The sequence below is a fragment of the Halorubrum sp. JWXQ-INN 858 genome (assembly GCF_009806985.1).
Classification (GTDB): domain Archaea; phylum Halobacteriota; class Halobacteria; order Halobacteriales; family Haloferacaceae; genus Halorubrum.
Window position 1 is genome coordinate 157,755 of the sequence record NZ_WUAX01000016.1, and the last position, 14,391, is coordinate 172,145.

Consider the following 14,391-nt stretch of genomic DNA (forward strand, 5'->3'; position numbering starts at 1 on the left):
CAAAACCCTTTCCATAGTCGGTTTCCCGGTCACCCAGAGGGGTCTCGACGGGCAGGGTTCGGCCGTGACGGGACCGACCGGGAACCCGACGACGACGCGTTCAGGTGGATTTTTTGTACCAGGGGCCGGAACGGAAGGTGATGAGAGCCCTCCCCGTCCTCGTCGCGCTGTTCATGGTGCTCGCCCCGATCGCCGGGGCGGTCACCGCGGCGCCCCCCGCGAGCGATCCGACCGTCGATGCTGCCGACGCCGTCAACGCCTTCGACGCCGTCGACGCCGTCGACGCCGACGTCCAGCACCTCCAGCCGACCGACACGGTCGCCCAAACCGGCGATGGCGGCGACACGAGCGGAGACGATACGAACGGCGACGAGCCGGCCGAGAACGACGAGAACGACACGGACGGCGAGAGCGCCGACGACGGATCGGACGCGAACGGCGAGCCCGAGGTCACGTTCCGCGTGCTGTCCACGCCGCCGGACGCGGACCCCCGCGCGGGCGTCCACGGCCACGACGCGAACCTCGGCACGTCCCTCGGGCTGGAGGTCGGGGAGGTCGACGCGGCGCTCGAAACGGAGGCGGTCGTCCAGCGCATCGAGGACGCCGAGACGACCGCCGAACGGCAGCGGCGTATCCTCGCCGCGGTCAACCAGGTCGAGCAGGACGAGGTGAGCCTCCACAGCCGACAGATCTCCGCCGTCGACGCCCACGCGGCCGGCGAGCTCTCCGACCGGGAACTCCTCGCGGAGCTCGTGGCCGTCGCCGCGGTCGCCCGGGAGTACGACGCGCGGCTGGACGTCCTCGACGAGCTCGCGGAGGGGACGGAGGGGTTCAGCTCCCCGAGCCGGCTCGACGAGCTCCAGGTACAGCTGCAGGTGTACGAGGGGCCGGTTCGTGACCGCGCGCTCGCGACCCTGCGGGGCGAGACCGGCGGCAGCGAGGTCCACGTCGAGTCGAGCGGGGGAGCGCTGGTGCTGGCGACGATCGACGAGAGCGAGGGACAGTACGTCCGGGAGGCGTTCCGGAACGACCGGTGGGACCGCGGCGGGGGCACGATCTCGAGCGAGGACGCGATCAACGCGACCGTGGCGAGCTACCCCGAGACGACCGCGCTGCGCGAGCCGGACGCGTTCGGCGCGGGCGCGGTCCAGCGCATCACCGTCTCACACGAGTTCGGCGAGCTCCGGACGTTCGTCAGCGGCGGGACGGATCAGGTGTTCGTCGAGTACCAGCGGACGGACCTGGAGACGTTCCCCGACTACGAGACGGTCACGACCACCGAGGACGGGTTCAACGTCACGGTCGATCGGAGCTACCCCGGCGGGCCGGTGGTGGTGACGGTCCTCGACGACGAGGACGGCGACCCGGTTACGGGCGTGACCGTCACGAAGAGCGTCTCCGGCGGCGACAGCGAGGCGATCGGGGCAACCGACGGCGACGGGGCCGTGGTGACGCTGTCGCCGACCGGGACGTATCGGATCAACGTCGTGGACGAGCCGCGCGTCGCCGTCATCGACGGGCTCGAACCCACGGAACTCCCGCGGCTCGTCGACGACAGGGTCGACGAGGGCTCCGACGAGGAGTGAGCGCGCCGGGCGATCGACAGGGTGTGGGCGCGACGATGCGGCTCACCTTTTTAATCGATACCGCACCAGCCACCGTGTGGTCATCGACGAAGCTCGACGAGGCGCGACGACGACCCGCGGCCGGGGAACGGACCGCCGGGTGACCGACCGTCGAGGGACGGACCGCCGGGTGACGGACCGTCGAGGGGCGGACCGCCGAGGGGCGGACGATCGGGGAATGGCACCGATCGGTGTCGCGCTCCTCGTCGCCGTCGCGGTCGTGCTCGCCGCCGGGATCGCGGGCGCGACGATGCAGGTCGCGCCCGGGACGACGACGGGAACGGTCCCGACCGCGTCGCTGTCGCTGTCGGCGGCTGGAGACCGACTCACGCTCACGCATCGGGCCGGCGACCGGCTCGACGCCGGGACGATCGAGCTTCGGGTCAGCGTCGACGGGACGCCGCTCAACCGGCAGCCGCCGGTCCCGTTCTTCTCCGCGCGCGGGTTCCGCCCGGGGCCGACCGGCCCGTTCAACGCCGCGAGCGAGGACACGTGGACCGCCGGCCAGTCCGCGTCCCTGCGAGTCGCCGGGACGAACGCCCCCCAGCTACGGGCCGGACGGACCGTCACGGTCAGGGTGATCGTCGACGGGCGGACGATGACGACGCTGGAGACGACCGTCGAGCCGTAAGGAATCGACTGACGCGGGGGTACGAGACCTGAACCGAGCAGGAACGGATCGGGGCCGGCCGGGAAGGACCGAGCAGGAACGGATCGGGGCCGGCCGGGAAGGACCGAGCAGGTACGGATCGGGGTCGGCCGGGAAAGGACCGAGCAGGTACGGAGAGACGGCCGGGGGACGGATCGAAGCAGGGAGGAAACGGGGTGCCGCGGCGTCGGGGTTACTCCTCGGGGACGCGCGCGACGGTGGTGATCGCCCGCGGGCTCCGGGGGGTCGCCCGCTGGATGTGGTGTTCGAACTCCTCGAAGCCGGCCGCCTCGAACATCCGATCGGCCTCCGCCTCGTCGTAAAACAGCATGATCGCGTCGGCGACGCGCTGCAGGACCCGGTTGTGTGGGTAGTCGGGGCCGACGATGAGCACCTGCCCGCCGGGTTTCGCGACGCGACGGATCTCCGAGAGCCCCGCGACGGGGTCGGGCCAGTACTCGATGGAGCCCGACGACCAGACGACGTCGAAGGTGTCGTCCGCGAAGGGAAGCCGCTCGGCGTCGCCGCGGTAGAAGCGAACCCGGTCGTGCTTGCCGAACTTCTCGAACGCCTTCTCCATCTGGTGGACGCTCTGGTCGAGGCCGTGGACGTCGACGGCGTGCTCCAACAATCCCTCGGTGCCGAACCCGGTGCCACAGCCCACGTCGAGCACGCGGTCGTCGTCGCCGAACTCCAGCCAGGAGAGCGCCTCCGTGCGCATCTCTTCGGTCCAGTTGAACCGGTTCACCCGATCGTACACCTTCGAGAGGTACTTGTAGAACAGCCGGGCGTTGGCCTTGTCCTCGAGGATCCCCATTTATCGGCGGTTGGACCGCCCGCCCCATAACGACACGGATCCGTCGCGGAAGGGAGGGGACGCCGGCGACGTTGACGCCGATTGGAACCCCTCCCCGGCTTCCGACCGCCTTATGCGACGCCGCCGGTAAGGGACGCGCATGCAACCGACGACGAGCGGCCGGTTCCGCGTCCACGATCGCCGACCGCGGCCGGACGTCGACGGGAACGACGACCCGAACGAGGACGCCCCCGAGGAGTTCGCGCTGGTCGGAATCCCCGACGGACCGGTCGATCCCTCCGATCCGGACGCCGCGGACGTGTACGACCCGCTGTACGCGATCGCCGAGGGGTACGACGACGATCTCGCGGCACGCGTCGAGCAGCTCACCCCGGGAACCGTCGTCGACGCGACGGTCGCGTGGGACGACGGCACCGCGCGGTTTACGGCGGTGTCCGTCGTCCGGGAGAGCCGGTTCCGGTTCGCGGACGGGGTCGAGGGGATCTACGAGGCGGCCGTCGAGGCGTGGCAGGGCGTTCGCGCCGACGGCGAAGCGTTCGGATCGGTAACGACGCGCGCGAACGACGGCGAGCCGAACGGCGCGCTGTACCTGTTCGCGGACGGCCCCGGGAGCGACACGTACGGGGAGCTTCGGGCCGGACGGCTCCCGATCGAACCGCTCGTCGAGCGCGTCAACGACCGGCGGGGGGACGACCGCCCGCGGGAGGTCTTCGTGTTGCGGCCGGTCGACCACGACTTCGTCGCGGTCCACGTCGTCTTCGACCGCGACGGCGTGCTCGCGCGAACGATCCGTGACACGTACGACCTCGGCACCGGGCTGGCGGCGGGCCTCGATCCGGACGGAGGCCGCAGGGATCGGACGGCTGACGGCGACGAACGGGGGGACACGGCGGGCAGGAAGAACACGAGCAGCGACGACGCGGACGAGGAGGATACGGACGGCGCGAGCGAGGACGATACGGACGGCACGAGCGAGGACGACGCCGGCGGCTTCGACGTTCACGACCGACTCTGACCGGCGCCACGGGATCATCGATCGGTAGCGGGGCCGAGGGGGACACGGACGGCGAGGTCCGACGCCTCTTTGCGGTCCCGGCCGCTACGGTCGCGCGTGAGCGACGACGACCCGAACAAACCACCGATGCTCGTGCTGTTGGAGTCGCTGGAGTTCTACCGAAACGTCCGGATCGGTCTCGTCGCGGGCGCCGTCCTGGCGGCGGTACTGTACCTCGTGCGGACGTTCGAGCTGCTCGGACCGCTCGTGGAGGCCCGCGAGTACCCCCTGTTCGGCCCGGAGGCCTGGTTCCTGCTGTTGGCGTTCGTGCTGGCGGCGACGTTCGCGCTGCTCGTCGCGGCGGCGCTCACCGTTCTCGAGGCGGCGCGAGGCGCAAAAGAGATATCCGCAGAGCGAGACGGTTAGTCGGCCGTACAGGACGTGCTGCTCCCGTCCCCGATGAACTCCTGGGCGGGCTCGGTGAGCTGATAGAGGTTCTGACGGGCGTCGGCGAAGTAGACGTCCTCGTCGACGACGTCGATTCCCTCCAGTCGCTCGAGCGCGTAGCGGACGGTTCGGGCGGACAGCATCGACTCCTGGACGATCCCCTTCTGTGTCAGCGGGCCGTTGTATTCGAGCACTTTGAAGACGAGTTTGGCGCTCGGCGGGAGGTCGTCGAGACTCTCCTTTTGGGTTCCAGCCATCGGATCGGATCCAAACCGCACACGGTGATAAATGTTGATGCAGCGAGGCCCGATTCGGCCCTAATAGCGGCATATACGTCCGGTAGTTGTGGGAGGAAGCAGCTTTTTTTGCCGGTAAAGCCGTGACAAACTGACTAGTCAGTCAGCCCCGTGGCTCGCGCGCGCTCCTGTGACACAGGGTCAATATCCCGGTTCGTCGACGGCTCGCCGATTCGTCGGGTCGGCGACCATCTCGATGGAGGGCCGCTGGCCGTGATACCGTCGTGGCCGACGGCCGGTCCGGCGCGGCGACGGTCGCTATCGACGGAACGAACACCTTTTCACGGGCGATAGCGGACACGTACGTATGAGCGACGATTCGGGGATCACGGGCCACACCCGAGGCGTGGTCGTCACCACGATCTGTTGTCTCGCGGGTATCGCCGCGGGCGTGGTGTCGGCCGCATACGTCGGGACGGATCCCGTCGACGCCGGCGAGACGATGGCCGTCATCGTGATGGGCGTTTTCCTCCTCGTGCAATACCCCCTGTACAAGGCGATAGGCGTCGGCGACTTCGGGGTAAAGGACAACCTCTACGTGGCGTTCATGACGTTCACGCTGTGGTTCATCAGCTACACCGTGCTTCTCACCTCGGCGGTGACCCTGTAGATGGCCGACGACAGCATCGCCGTGGTCGACCTGGATCGCTGCCAGCCCGACCGGTGTAACTACGAGTGTGCGAACTACTGTCCGCCGAACCGGACGGGCAAGGAGTGTATCACCGAGCGAGGGCCCGACGCCGAGGAGGGCGATCCCGACCAGATCCGGATCTCCGAGGAGATCTGTCTGGGCGAGACCTGCGGGATCTGCGTCGAGAAGTGTCCGTTCGACGCTATCGAGATCATCAACCTGCCGTCGGAGCTCGAGGAGGACCCCGTCCACCGGTACGGCGAGAACGCCTTCGCGCTGTACGGGCTCCCGACGCCGGAGCCGGGCAGCGTCACCGGCATTCTCGGTCCGAACGGGATCGGGAAGTCGACGGCCGTCCACGCGCTCGCGGGCGAACGGGTCCCGAACCTCGGCGACCACGAGGCGGAGTCCGACTGGGAGGCGGTGCTCGACCGCTTCCGCGGCACCGGGCTGCAGAACTACCTCAAGGCGCTGCAGGCCGGCGACGTCACGGTCGCACGCAAGCCACAGTACGTCGACCAGATCCCCAAGCAGTTCGACGGAAACACCCGCGATCTACTCGAACGGACCGACGAGCGGGGCGCGCTCGACGACCTCATCGACCGGCTCAACATCCGGCCGGTGATGGATCAGCGCATCGATTCCATCTCCGGCGGGGAGCTCCAGCGCGTCGCCATCGCGGCGTGTCTGGCGCGCGACGCCGACTTCTACTTCCTCGACGAGATCACGCCGTACCTCGACATCGGCCAGCGGATGGTCGCGGCGCGGCTCATCCAGGAGCTGGCGAACGACGACGCCACGGAGCGGTCGATGCTCGTCGTCGAACACGACCTCGCGATCCTCGACCTCCTCGCCGACACCCTTCACGTCGCGTACGGTGAACCCGGCGCGTACGGGGTCATCACCGACCCGAAGTCCGTCCGCAACGGGATCAACGAGTACCTCAAGGGATACCTCGACAACGAGAACATGCGGATCCGGCCGACCGCGATCACCTTCGAGGAGCACGCCCCGCGCGTCTCCTCGAAGGGGACGACGCTCGTGGAGTACCCGGACCTCTCGAAGTCGTACGGCGAGGGCGAGTTCGAGCTCCACGTCGAAGGCGGGGCGATCCACGAGTCGGAAGTGCTGGGCATCGTCGGCCCGAACGGGATCGGGAAGTCGACGCTGGCGAAGCTGTTCGCCGGCTCGCTGCAGCCCGACACCGGCGCGCTCGATTTCGAGCTCGACATCGCGTACAAACCGCAGTACATCGAGATCGATCAGCCGATGCGCGTCGACGCCTTCCTCTCTTCGATCACCGATCAGTTCGGCTCTTCCTACTGGAACACGGAGGTCGCGGGACCGCTCCAGCTCGACCGGATCATGGAACAGGACCTGACGGACCTCTCCGGCGGCGAGCGCCAGCGCGTCGCCATCGCGGCGTGTCTCTCCGAGGACGCCGACATCTACCTGCTCGACGAGCCCTCCGCGCACCTCGACGTCGAACAGCGGGTCCGGGCGACGACCGCCATCCGGCGATACGCGGAGAACCACGACGCGACGGTGATGGTGATCGACCACGACATCTACATGATCGACCTGCTGGCCGATCGCCTGATGGTGTTCGACGGGGAGCCAGCCGAACGCGGGCGCGCGTCGCCGCCACAGGAGATGCGTGAGGGGATGAACGAGTTCCTCGCGGATCTGGACATCACCTTCCGTCGCGACGAGCGGACGGGCCGGCCGCGCATCAACAAGCCCGACTCACAGAAGGACCGCCAGCAGAAACGCGACGGCGAGTACTACTACTCGGTCTGACGGAGGACGGTCGTCGACCGCGCGACGGCGACCGAACCGACCGCATGGCGACGACCGAACCGACCGCGTTCCACTCCGTCCTCTCGCCTCCGTCACGAAACGAGGAGACGGCGAATCGTGGCTCCGGCCATCGCTCAGTGAGCTACCTTGGGCGTATAGGTAACCGTTACCGGTTATCGAAGTTCTTTAAGAATTCAATACTGTGTAAATATCATGAGTGACGAGGGCGGGGTTCGGTTGCCCCGCGCGTTCGACGATCTACGGATCGGGATCACGCTCCACGATCCGGCGACCGGCGCGGTTCTCGACGGGAACGAGCGCCTGGCGGAGCTGTACGGCTATCCTCTCGAGGAGCTACGAACGATGAACGTCGAGGACTACACGGCGCCGTCGACGCGGTTCACACAGCGGGAGGCAGTCGAGCGGATCCGGGCCGCCGCCGGCGGCGACCCACAGGTGTTCGAGTGGCAGATCGAGCGCGCAAACGAGGAGCTGCGCTGGGTCAGGGTCCAGCTCAACCGGACGACCCTCGACGGGGACGACTACGTCCTCGCGGAGGTACAGGACATCACGGCGTATCGGGCGCGCGAGCGGCGGCTCCGACTGCTCAGTCGGGTCGTGAGACACAACCTCCGGAACAAGACGAACGTGCTCCTCGGCTACGCCGAACGGGTCAAGACGGCGATCGAAGACGAGAGGCTCGAGGCGGAGGTCCAGACGATACTCGACATCACGATGGAGGTCGGAACCCTCAGCGACTCCGTCCGCGAGATCGAAGAGATCGCGGAGCCCGACGCGACGGAGCGCAGTCCGACGGACCTCCGCGAGCTCGTCGACGACCTCGTCGCGGACGCTGCGGCGGCGTTTCCGAGCGCGGACCTCACCGTCGATGGGGGGACGGATATCCGCGTCATCGTCGACAAAGGGGTCGCGTACGCCGTGAGACACGCGCTCGAGAACGCGATCGATCACAACGACCGGCCGGAGCCGTCGGTGACCGTCTCCGTCGTCGACGACCCGGAGCACGAGCGAGGGATCGTTCGCATCGCCGACGACGGCCCGACGATCCCCGATCACGAGATCGACGTGTTGAACGAGGACGTCGAGACCAGCAGCACGTACCACGGGACGGGGGTCGGCCTGTGGGTGATACAGTGGTGTGTCGACTCGCTCGGCGGCGAACTCACGTTCGACGCGAACGACCCCCGCGGGAACGTGGTCTCGATCGCGCTACCGAAGGCGGCCGACTGATCGGTACGGCCGCACGCCGGGCGAGCACGGGCTCGGATCGATGACCGCGCCGTGTTCAGGGTTCGCCGTCCGGGTCACAGCAGCGACCGCGAGGAATTCGTCACGACGAGCAGGCTGGAAAGCCCCATCGCGACCGCGGCGAAAAGCGGGTTGAGGAGGCCGGTCAGCGCGAGCGGGATCGCGATCGCGTTGTAACAGAACGCCCAGCCGATGTTCCCTTTCACGCGGCGACCGGCCGCCCGGGAGAGCTCGAACACCGTCGCGATCGAGCCGAGGTCGTCGTCGACGACCGCGACGTCGGCGGCGTCGGCGGCCATCGCCGTCCCGCCGCCCAACGCGATCCCGAGGTCGGCCGCCGCCAGCGCGGGCGCGTCGTTCGTCCCGTCGCCGACCATCACCGTCCGCCCGCGACGCTTGAGCCGCTCGACCGTCTCGGCTTTCCCCTCGGGCGGGACCCCGGCGAACACCTGTGAGACGGCGTCGTGCTCGCGGAAGACGGTCGCCGCCCGGGCGTCGTCGCCGGTCAACACGATGACCTCGACGCCGGAGTCGGCGAGGTCGGTGAGCGTTCCGGCCCACCCCTCGCGGAGCTCGTCGCCCACGACCACGACGCCCTCGGCGGCCCCGTCGCGCCCGACGGCGACTGGCACCCGACCGACGTCGCGGGCGGCCGCGACCCGCTCGCGGACCGACGCCGGGACGGTCCACCCCCGCTCGGTGAAGAGGTCCGGATGACCGACGACGACCTCGACCCCCTCGACGACGCCGGAGACGCCGCGAGCGTGGCTCTCGAAGGCGTCCACGCCGGGCGAACCGTTCACGCCCGTCCCGTCCGCGTCGTTCCCATCACCCGCGTCGCTCGCGTCGCCCGCCTCGGCTGTGACCGTGCCGCCGTCGGTGGCGGTCACGCCCTCGGTCGCGGTCACGCCGTCGTCCGCGGAGGTCCCGCCCGTGGCCGGCCGCGCGGCGGCGATCGCCCGCCCGACGGGGTGTGTCGATCGGGACTCGAGCACGGCCGCGAGCCCGAGGAGGTCGTCGTCGACGTCGTGCTCGATCACCTCCATCTCGCCGGTCGTGAGGGTACCCGTCTTGTCGAAGACGACGGTGTCGGCGTCGCGGATCCGCTCGAAGACGGTGCCGTCGAAGACGACGATCGAGCGGCGGAGCGCGTCGCGGATCCCCGCCGCGACCGCGAGCGGCGTGGCGAGCCCGAGCGCGCACGGACACGACACGATGAGCACCGTGAGCCCGACGAGCAGCGCGGTCCCCACGCCGTTTCCGAGCGCGAGGTTGACCGCCGCGGCCGCCGCCGCGAGGACGAGGACGACGGGGACGAACACCGTCGCCAGCCGGTCCGCGAGCTTCTGAACGCCGTGGTTCCCGCTCTGGAGGTCCCAGACCAGCTCCGCGATCCGGTCGAGACTGGAGGTCGCGTCCGGGCCGACCGCCACCGTCAGCGCGCCGTCGGCGACGACCGACCCGCCGACGACCGCGTCCCCGACGGACTTGCGCACCGGCAGCGACTCGCCCGTCACGACCGCCTCGTCGACCGCGGCGTCGCCGTCCACCACCTCGCCGTCGACCGGGACGCGCTCGCCCGTGCGGACGAGGACGTGGTCGTCCGGTTCGAGGGCGTCGAGCGCGACGGTCTCGGCGTCGCCGGTCGCGTCGAGTCGCCGCGCGCTGTCGACCTGCACGGTCGTCAGGTCGGACAGCAGCTCGGTCGCCCGCCGCTTGATCGACGACTCGTAGTGGTTGCCGACGGTGACGACGACGATGATCGCGATCGTCACGTCGTAGTAGACGGACGGGTTCTCCAGCAAGATGACCGCGAGCGTGCTGTACAGGTACGCGCTCACCGCGGCGATGGCGACCAGCAGGTCCATGTTCGGCGATCGGGTGCGAGCGCTGACGTACGCCCCTCTGAGGATCGGCTTGCCCGTGAACAGCAGGACGATGGTCGTCAGTATCCCGATGACGATGAAGAAGTAGGTCCCGGAAGCCGACGACATCGCCTCGTTCAGGAACTCCAGGGTCCGCTCGTCGTAGAAGGGGAACGCGAAGTACGTCGGATAGATGATGACGATGTACTGTAACATCACGGCCATCCCGACCATCACGCCCGCGGCGAGCCGCGCCGTCGCCATGTTGTCGGCCTGTCGCCGCGAGAAGGCGTCGTCGCGCGGGTATGCGCTGTATCCAAGGCCGCTCACGGCCTCGGACAGCTCGTCCGCCGAGACGACGTCGGGGTCGTGGTCGATCCGGACCGTGTCCGTGACGTAGCTCGCGCTCGTGGCGCTCACGCCCTCCGTCCGTGTCGCGACGCTCTCGATGAACGCCTCGCAGGTCGCACAGTGCATCCCGTCGACCTCCAGGAACGTCGCGTCGTGGGTCGCGGGCACCGACGGTGCGTCCTCGCCGCCGTCGCGTTTCCCCTGCCGTGTCTCACGAACCGTCTCGGCGCCGACGTCGACCTCGCCGAGCGCGTCGTACACGTCGCGACAGCCGACACAGCAGAAGCGGTTGTCCTCGCCGTCGCTGACGTCGACCCCCTCGACCGGGAGTTCACAGAGCGTGCAGCCGTCGGCCGGGTTCGTGTCGGTCATGGTCGGTTTCGTCGGTTCGTGTCGTCGGTCGGTTTCGTCGGTTCGTGTCGTCGGTCGGTTTCGTCGGTTCGTGTCGTCGGTCGGTTTCGTCGGTTCACGCCGTGGTCGTCTCGCCCCACACGGCGGCGAGTCAGTGCCCGTCGTGTCCGTCATGTCCGTCGTGTCCGCCGTGCCCGCCGTGTTCGCCACCCGTCGCCCCGGCCTCGAGCGGGTTCCAGAACGGTAGCTCGGGGTGTGGGAGGTGGATCCCCGCCTCCATCAGGCCGTGGGCGAACAGCACGTAGCCGAGGACGACGAAGGCGACCCCCAACAGGCGGTGGACGCGGCGGCGGTGGACCGCGTCGATCCCCTCGATGACGGTTCCGTAGAGGAACACCGCCGGCAGGGTGCCGATCCCGAGCGCCGCGAGCGCGACGCCGCCGGCGACCACCGAGCCGCTGGCGAAGGCGTACAGGTACGCCGGGTAGAGGATCGGGCAGGGGAGCAGGCCGTGGACCGCGCCCAGGCCGACGATCCCGGGGCCGTTCGCCAGGCGGTCGACGTGACCCGTCAGCCACCCCGTGACGCGTTCGAGCCCCGGGAGGTGGACCCCTCCGGTCGTGCCGCCGAGGACGTACTTGACCCCGACGAGGATCACGGCCGCGCCAACGCCGACGCCGACGACGCCGCGGACCGTCCCCGCCGCGCCCGTGAGCGCCGCCGTCGTCACGAGCACGACGCCGCCGAGCGCGCCGAGCGCCGCGCCGATGGCGGCGTAGCTCGCCGCGCGGCCGAGGTTGAACAGGGCGTGTTGGCGCACCTCGTACGTCGTCAGGTGGCCCCCGAGTCGCCCGGGCGTCGACGTCGCGGTCGCGCCACCGCCGGACCCCCCGTCGGTGCGACCGGCGTCCCCGCGCATCCGGCCGGCGTACACCGTGACGAGCGGCCCACACATACCGATACAGTGGGCCCCACCGAGCAGCCCGATGGCGAGGAACAGCAGGACGTCGGTGCCGAGAAGCGTTGCTGGATCCATTTCCGTGAGTCGTTACCGCGGGTTAGGGTCGAGCGCGCTAATGGCTTTCGTCGTCGGGCAGGACCCGCCGACGCTCACCGGTCCCGGACTTCGTTCGCCGTCAGCGCGACGAGCACGGCGAGCAGCGCCGCCTCGGTCGCCTTCGACGCGAGCGCGAAGCCGTCGGCGACGAGGTGGTCGACCACGACCGCAACCGCCGACGCGTCGGCGTGTCCGTGCGCGTGGCGACCCGGCCAGAACGCGCCGTGGTCGAGGACGGTGTGCCAAGCGACGTAGCCGCCGAGGAAGACGAGCATAAGCGCGATCCCGGCGACGTAGATGGGGAGCGGGTCGAACCCCTGAACGGCGAGGGCGACGCCCATGAGGATCGCCATCGTCGCGAGGAGGAACGCCGCGGGCCGCGGGTCGGGGAACTGCCAGACCGACAGCTGGCGGACCATCCCGGGCAGGGCCCAGGAAGCGTGAGCCCCGGCGACGACGAGCGCGAGCGCGCCCGCCACCGGCCGGAGGACGCGTTCGGTGTCCGTCATCGCCCCCTCACGGTCGCGACGGGACGGTCGTGCCGAATGTTCGTCGGGGCATCGCGCCCCGCCGCGGCGGTCCGCTCTGCGTGTCGGACGGTCCGCTCCGCGTGTCGGACGGTCATCGATCGACGGGAGCGGGCGAGAGGATAATTCGCTTCTGATCGCGAGCGATCGGGCGGACACGCGCGGTGCAGTCGCCGGTATCGACGATCGAATCGGTCCGTTCGCGTCGGCGGCGGCCGCGTCCACCCTTCCGACAGGTGAACGGTTATCACCCACCTCACGGAAGTAGGGTCGTGTTCGGTGTGACGCCGGCGCTCGCGGAGCGTCGGTTCTGGCGGGTCTGGAAGCGGGTGTTCGGGCTCTCGTGGCCCGTGATGGCCGAGCAGGTGCTCCGCACGCTGATGCGGACGACGGACCTGATCGTCGCCGGGCTCTTCTCGCCTGCGGCGGTCGCGGCCGTCGGCCTCGCGGACATCTACGCCCGCTTCCCCCTCCGGTTCGGGATCGGCATCGGCGACGCGGCGATCGCGCTCTCCTCGCAGGACACGGGCGCGGGCGCGACGGCCAACCGGGACCAGGCGGTGACGCAGGCGCTGTTGATCGGGATCCTCGGTGGGATCCCGTTCATGGTCTTCGGCTATCTCTTCAACGAGGCGGCGATCGCGGTCCTCGGGAGCTTCGCCGAGGCCGGTGCGATCGCCGAGGTCGTCGACTACGGGAGCACGTACCTGTTCGTGATCATGCTCTCCGCGCCCGCGATCCACGTGAACTTCATCGCCGCGCGGTCGATCCAGGGGACCGGCGACACCCGTACGCCGATGGTGATAAACGGGATCGTCAACGCGTTCAACATCTGTGCGACCGTCGGGTTGGCGTTCGGCGTCGGGCCGCTGCCCGAGCTGGGCGTCGTCGGCATCGCGGCCGCGACCGCGGTCGCGGACACCGCCGGAGCGATCGCCTTCCTCGCGGCGATCCGGAGCCCCGTCTCGGCGCTGACGTACGTCCGCCCCCGCGGGGTCGTCATCGGCAAACAGCTCGTGCTCATCAGCTGGCCGCGGATCGCCGAGGGGCTCTCCGAGATGATCGCGGAGTTCCCCTTCAACGCCATCCTGCTGTCGTTCGGCGCGGAGGTGAACGCCGCCTACCACATCGGGCGTCGGATGTACCAACAGGTCGCCTCGCCGCTCGCCCGCGGGTACGGCGTCGGCGCGAACGTCCTCGTCGGGCAGGCGCTCGGCGAGGGGAAACCGGGCGAGGCGTACTACACGGGCTGGGCCGCGACCGGGCTCTCGATGCTGACGGTGGGCGGGCTCTGCGCGACGCTGTTCGTCTTCGCGGAGACGCTCGTCCGCGCGTTCACGCGCGACCCCGTCACGATCGGCTACGCGACCGGCTTCGCGCGGGCGTACGCGATCGCCGCCGTGCTCATCGCCGGCTACATCGTGATCGCCGGGTCGCTCCGGGGCGGAAGCGAGACGCTCTCGCCGTTCGTCTCCCGGATGATCGGCACGTTCGTCTTCCTGCTCGGCGTGACCTACGTCTTCGGCGTCGTGCTCGGGTACGGCGTCACCGCGGCGTACCTGGCGGTGATACTGGATTTCGTCTTCCGACTCGGCTTCCTCGGGGTCGTCTTCTACCGCCGGAAATGGGTCGACCGGGGAACGTCGATGATGACGGAACGGGGGACGCTGGAGGGGTCGGCGACGGGCGACGAGGACTGAGAACGGGCTCCC

General features: G+C 69.5%; 13 protein-coding genes. 8 read left to right on the top strand and 5 right to left on the bottom strand.

Annotated features, from left to right (window positions below):
- Positions 1-140: 140 nt before the first annotated feature.
- Together GRS48_RS12760 and GRS48_RS12765 are read left to right on the top strand one after the other, a co-directional pair.
- A complete protein-coding gene (locus GRS48_RS12760; protein WP_159487143.1) occupies positions 141-1,586 on the top strand; it encodes a hypothetical protein in 1,446 nt (481 codons plus the stop codon).
- A 76-nt stretch (positions 1,587-1,662) separates the two neighbouring features.
- A complete protein-coding gene (locus GRS48_RS12765; RefSeq protein WP_321168439.1) occupies positions 1,663-2,256 on the top strand; it encodes a type IV pilin in 594 nt (197 codons plus the stop codon).
- Positions 2,257-2,467: 211 nt separating this feature from the next.
- On the opposite strand, the gene GRS48_RS12770 is transcribed toward GRS48_RS12765, so the two are convergent.
- Positions 2,468-3,091, bottom strand: a complete 624-nt coding sequence (locus tag GRS48_RS12770; protein ID WP_159487145.1) for a methyltransferase domain-containing protein — start codon at positions 3,089-3,091, stop codon at positions 2,468-2,470.
- A gap of 139 nt (positions 3,092-3,230) precedes the next feature.
- Between GRS48_RS12770 and GRS48_RS12775 the strand changes: the two genes are divergently transcribed.
- Both GRS48_RS12775 and GRS48_RS12780 read left to right on the top strand, forming a co-directional pair.
- Positions 3,231-4,106, top strand: coding sequence for a DUF6663 family protein (locus tag GRS48_RS12775; protein WP_159487147.1), 876 nt, complete (start codon positions 3,231-3,233; stop codon positions 4,104-4,106).
- Between the two features lie 126 nt (positions 4,107-4,232).
- The gene (locus GRS48_RS12780) at positions 4,233-4,511 is read left to right on the top strand and encodes a hypothetical protein (RefSeq protein ID WP_159487947.1); all 279 of its coding nucleotides are present in this window, start codon (positions 4,233-4,235) and stop codon (positions 4,509-4,511) included.
- Here the strand turns inward: GRS48_RS12780 and GRS48_RS12785 are convergent.
- Positions 4,508-4,789: a helix-turn-helix domain-containing protein gene (locus GRS48_RS12785; protein WP_159487149.1), complete on the bottom strand. Its 282-nt coding sequence runs from the start codon at positions 4,787-4,789 to the stop codon at positions 4,508-4,510. The genes GRS48_RS12780 and GRS48_RS12785 overlap by 4 nt on opposite strands.
- 346 nt (positions 4,790-5,135) lie before the next feature.
- On the opposite strand from GRS48_RS12785, the gene GRS48_RS12790 reads away from it, so the two are divergent.
- The 3 genes from GRS48_RS12790 (at position 5,136) to GRS48_RS12800 (ending at position 8,510) form a co-directional block, all read left to right on the top strand.
- Entirely contained in the window at positions 5,136-5,438 is a 303-nt protein-coding gene (locus GRS48_RS12790) for a hypothetical protein (protein ID WP_159487151.1), read from the top strand.
- The gene (locus GRS48_RS12795; protein ID WP_159487153.1) at positions 5,439-7,259 is read left to right on the top strand and encodes a ribosome biogenesis/translation initiation ATPase RLI; all 1,821 of its coding nucleotides are present in this window, start codon (positions 5,439-5,441) and stop codon (positions 7,257-7,259) included.
- A gap of 213 nt (positions 7,260-7,472) precedes the next feature.
- Positions 7,473-8,510, top strand: coding sequence for a PAS domain-containing sensor histidine kinase (locus GRS48_RS12800; protein WP_159487155.1), 1,038 nt, complete (start codon positions 7,473-7,475; stop codon positions 8,508-8,510).
- Between the two features lie 74 nt (positions 8,511-8,584).
- Here the strand turns inward: GRS48_RS12800 and GRS48_RS12805 are convergent, their stop codons facing one another.
- From GRS48_RS12805 to GRS48_RS12815, 3 genes are all read right to left on the bottom strand, one after another.
- Positions 8,585-11,116: a cation-translocating P-type ATPase gene (locus GRS48_RS12805; RefSeq protein WP_159487157.1), complete on the bottom strand. Its 2,532-nt coding sequence runs from the start codon at positions 11,114-11,116 to the stop codon at positions 8,585-8,587.
- Between the two features lie 130 nt (positions 11,117-11,246).
- Positions 11,247-12,131: a sulfite exporter TauE/SafE family protein gene (locus tag GRS48_RS12810; RefSeq protein WP_159487159.1), complete on the bottom strand. Its 885-nt coding sequence runs from the start codon at positions 12,129-12,131 to the stop codon at positions 11,247-11,249.
- 74 nt (positions 12,132-12,205) lie between these two features.
- Positions 12,206-12,661 (bottom strand): hypothetical protein, encoded by a 456-nt coding sequence (locus tag GRS48_RS12815; protein ID WP_159487161.1) that lies wholly within the window; start codon positions 12,659-12,661, stop codon positions 12,206-12,208.
- Positions 12,662-13,032: 371 nt separating this feature from the next.
- Between GRS48_RS12815 and GRS48_RS12820 the strand changes: the two genes are divergently transcribed.
- Positions 13,033-14,379, top strand: a complete 1,347-nt coding sequence (locus tag GRS48_RS12820) for an MATE family efflux transporter (protein ID WP_159487948.1) — start codon at positions 13,033-13,035, stop codon at positions 14,377-14,379.
- Positions 14,380-14,391 lie beyond the last annotated feature (12 nt).

Bases quoted from the DNA above. Each gene is read 5' to 3' on its own strand.
- GRS48_RS12760 (WP_159487143.1), top strand. From the start codon at position 141: ATGAGAGCCCTCCCCGTCCTCGTCGCGCTGTTCATGGTGCTCGCCCCG.
- GRS48_RS12770 (WP_159487145.1), bottom strand. From the start codon at position 3,091: ATGGGGATCCTCGAGGACAAGGCCAACGCCCGGCTGTTCTACAAGTAC.
- GRS48_RS12775 (WP_159487147.1), top strand. From the start codon at position 3,231: ATGCAACCGACGACGAGCGGCCGGTTCCGCGTCCACGATCGCCGACCG.
- GRS48_RS12780 (WP_159487947.1), top strand. From the start codon at position 4,233: ATGCTCGTGCTGTTGGAGTCGCTGGAGTTCTACCGAAACGTCCGGATC.
- GRS48_RS12785 (WP_159487149.1), bottom strand. From the start codon at position 4,789: ATGGCTGGAACCCAAAAGGAGAGTCTCGACGACCTCCCGCCGAGCGCC.
- GRS48_RS12790 (WP_159487151.1), top strand. From the start codon at position 5,136: ATGAGCGACGATTCGGGGATCACGGGCCACACCCGAGGCGTGGTCGTC.
- GRS48_RS12795 (WP_159487153.1), top strand. From the start codon at position 5,439: ATGGCCGACGACAGCATCGCCGTGGTCGACCTGGATCGCTGCCAGCCC.
- GRS48_RS12800 (WP_159487155.1), top strand. From the start codon at position 7,473: ATGAGTGACGAGGGCGGGGTTCGGTTGCCCCGCGCGTTCGACGATCTA.
- GRS48_RS12805 (WP_159487157.1), bottom strand. From the start codon at position 11,116: ATGACCGACACGAACCCGGCCGACGGCTGCACGCTCTGTGAACTCCCG.
- GRS48_RS12810 (WP_159487159.1), bottom strand. From the start codon at position 12,131: ATGGATCCAGCAACGCTTCTCGGCACCGACGTCCTGCTGTTCCTCGCC.
- GRS48_RS12815 (WP_159487161.1), bottom strand. From the start codon at position 12,661: ATGACGGACACCGAACGCGTCCTCCGGCCGGTGGCGGGCGCGCTCGCG.
- GRS48_RS12820 (WP_159487948.1), top strand. From the start codon at position 13,033: ATGGCCGAGCAGGTGCTCCGCACGCTGATGCGGACGACGGACCTGATC.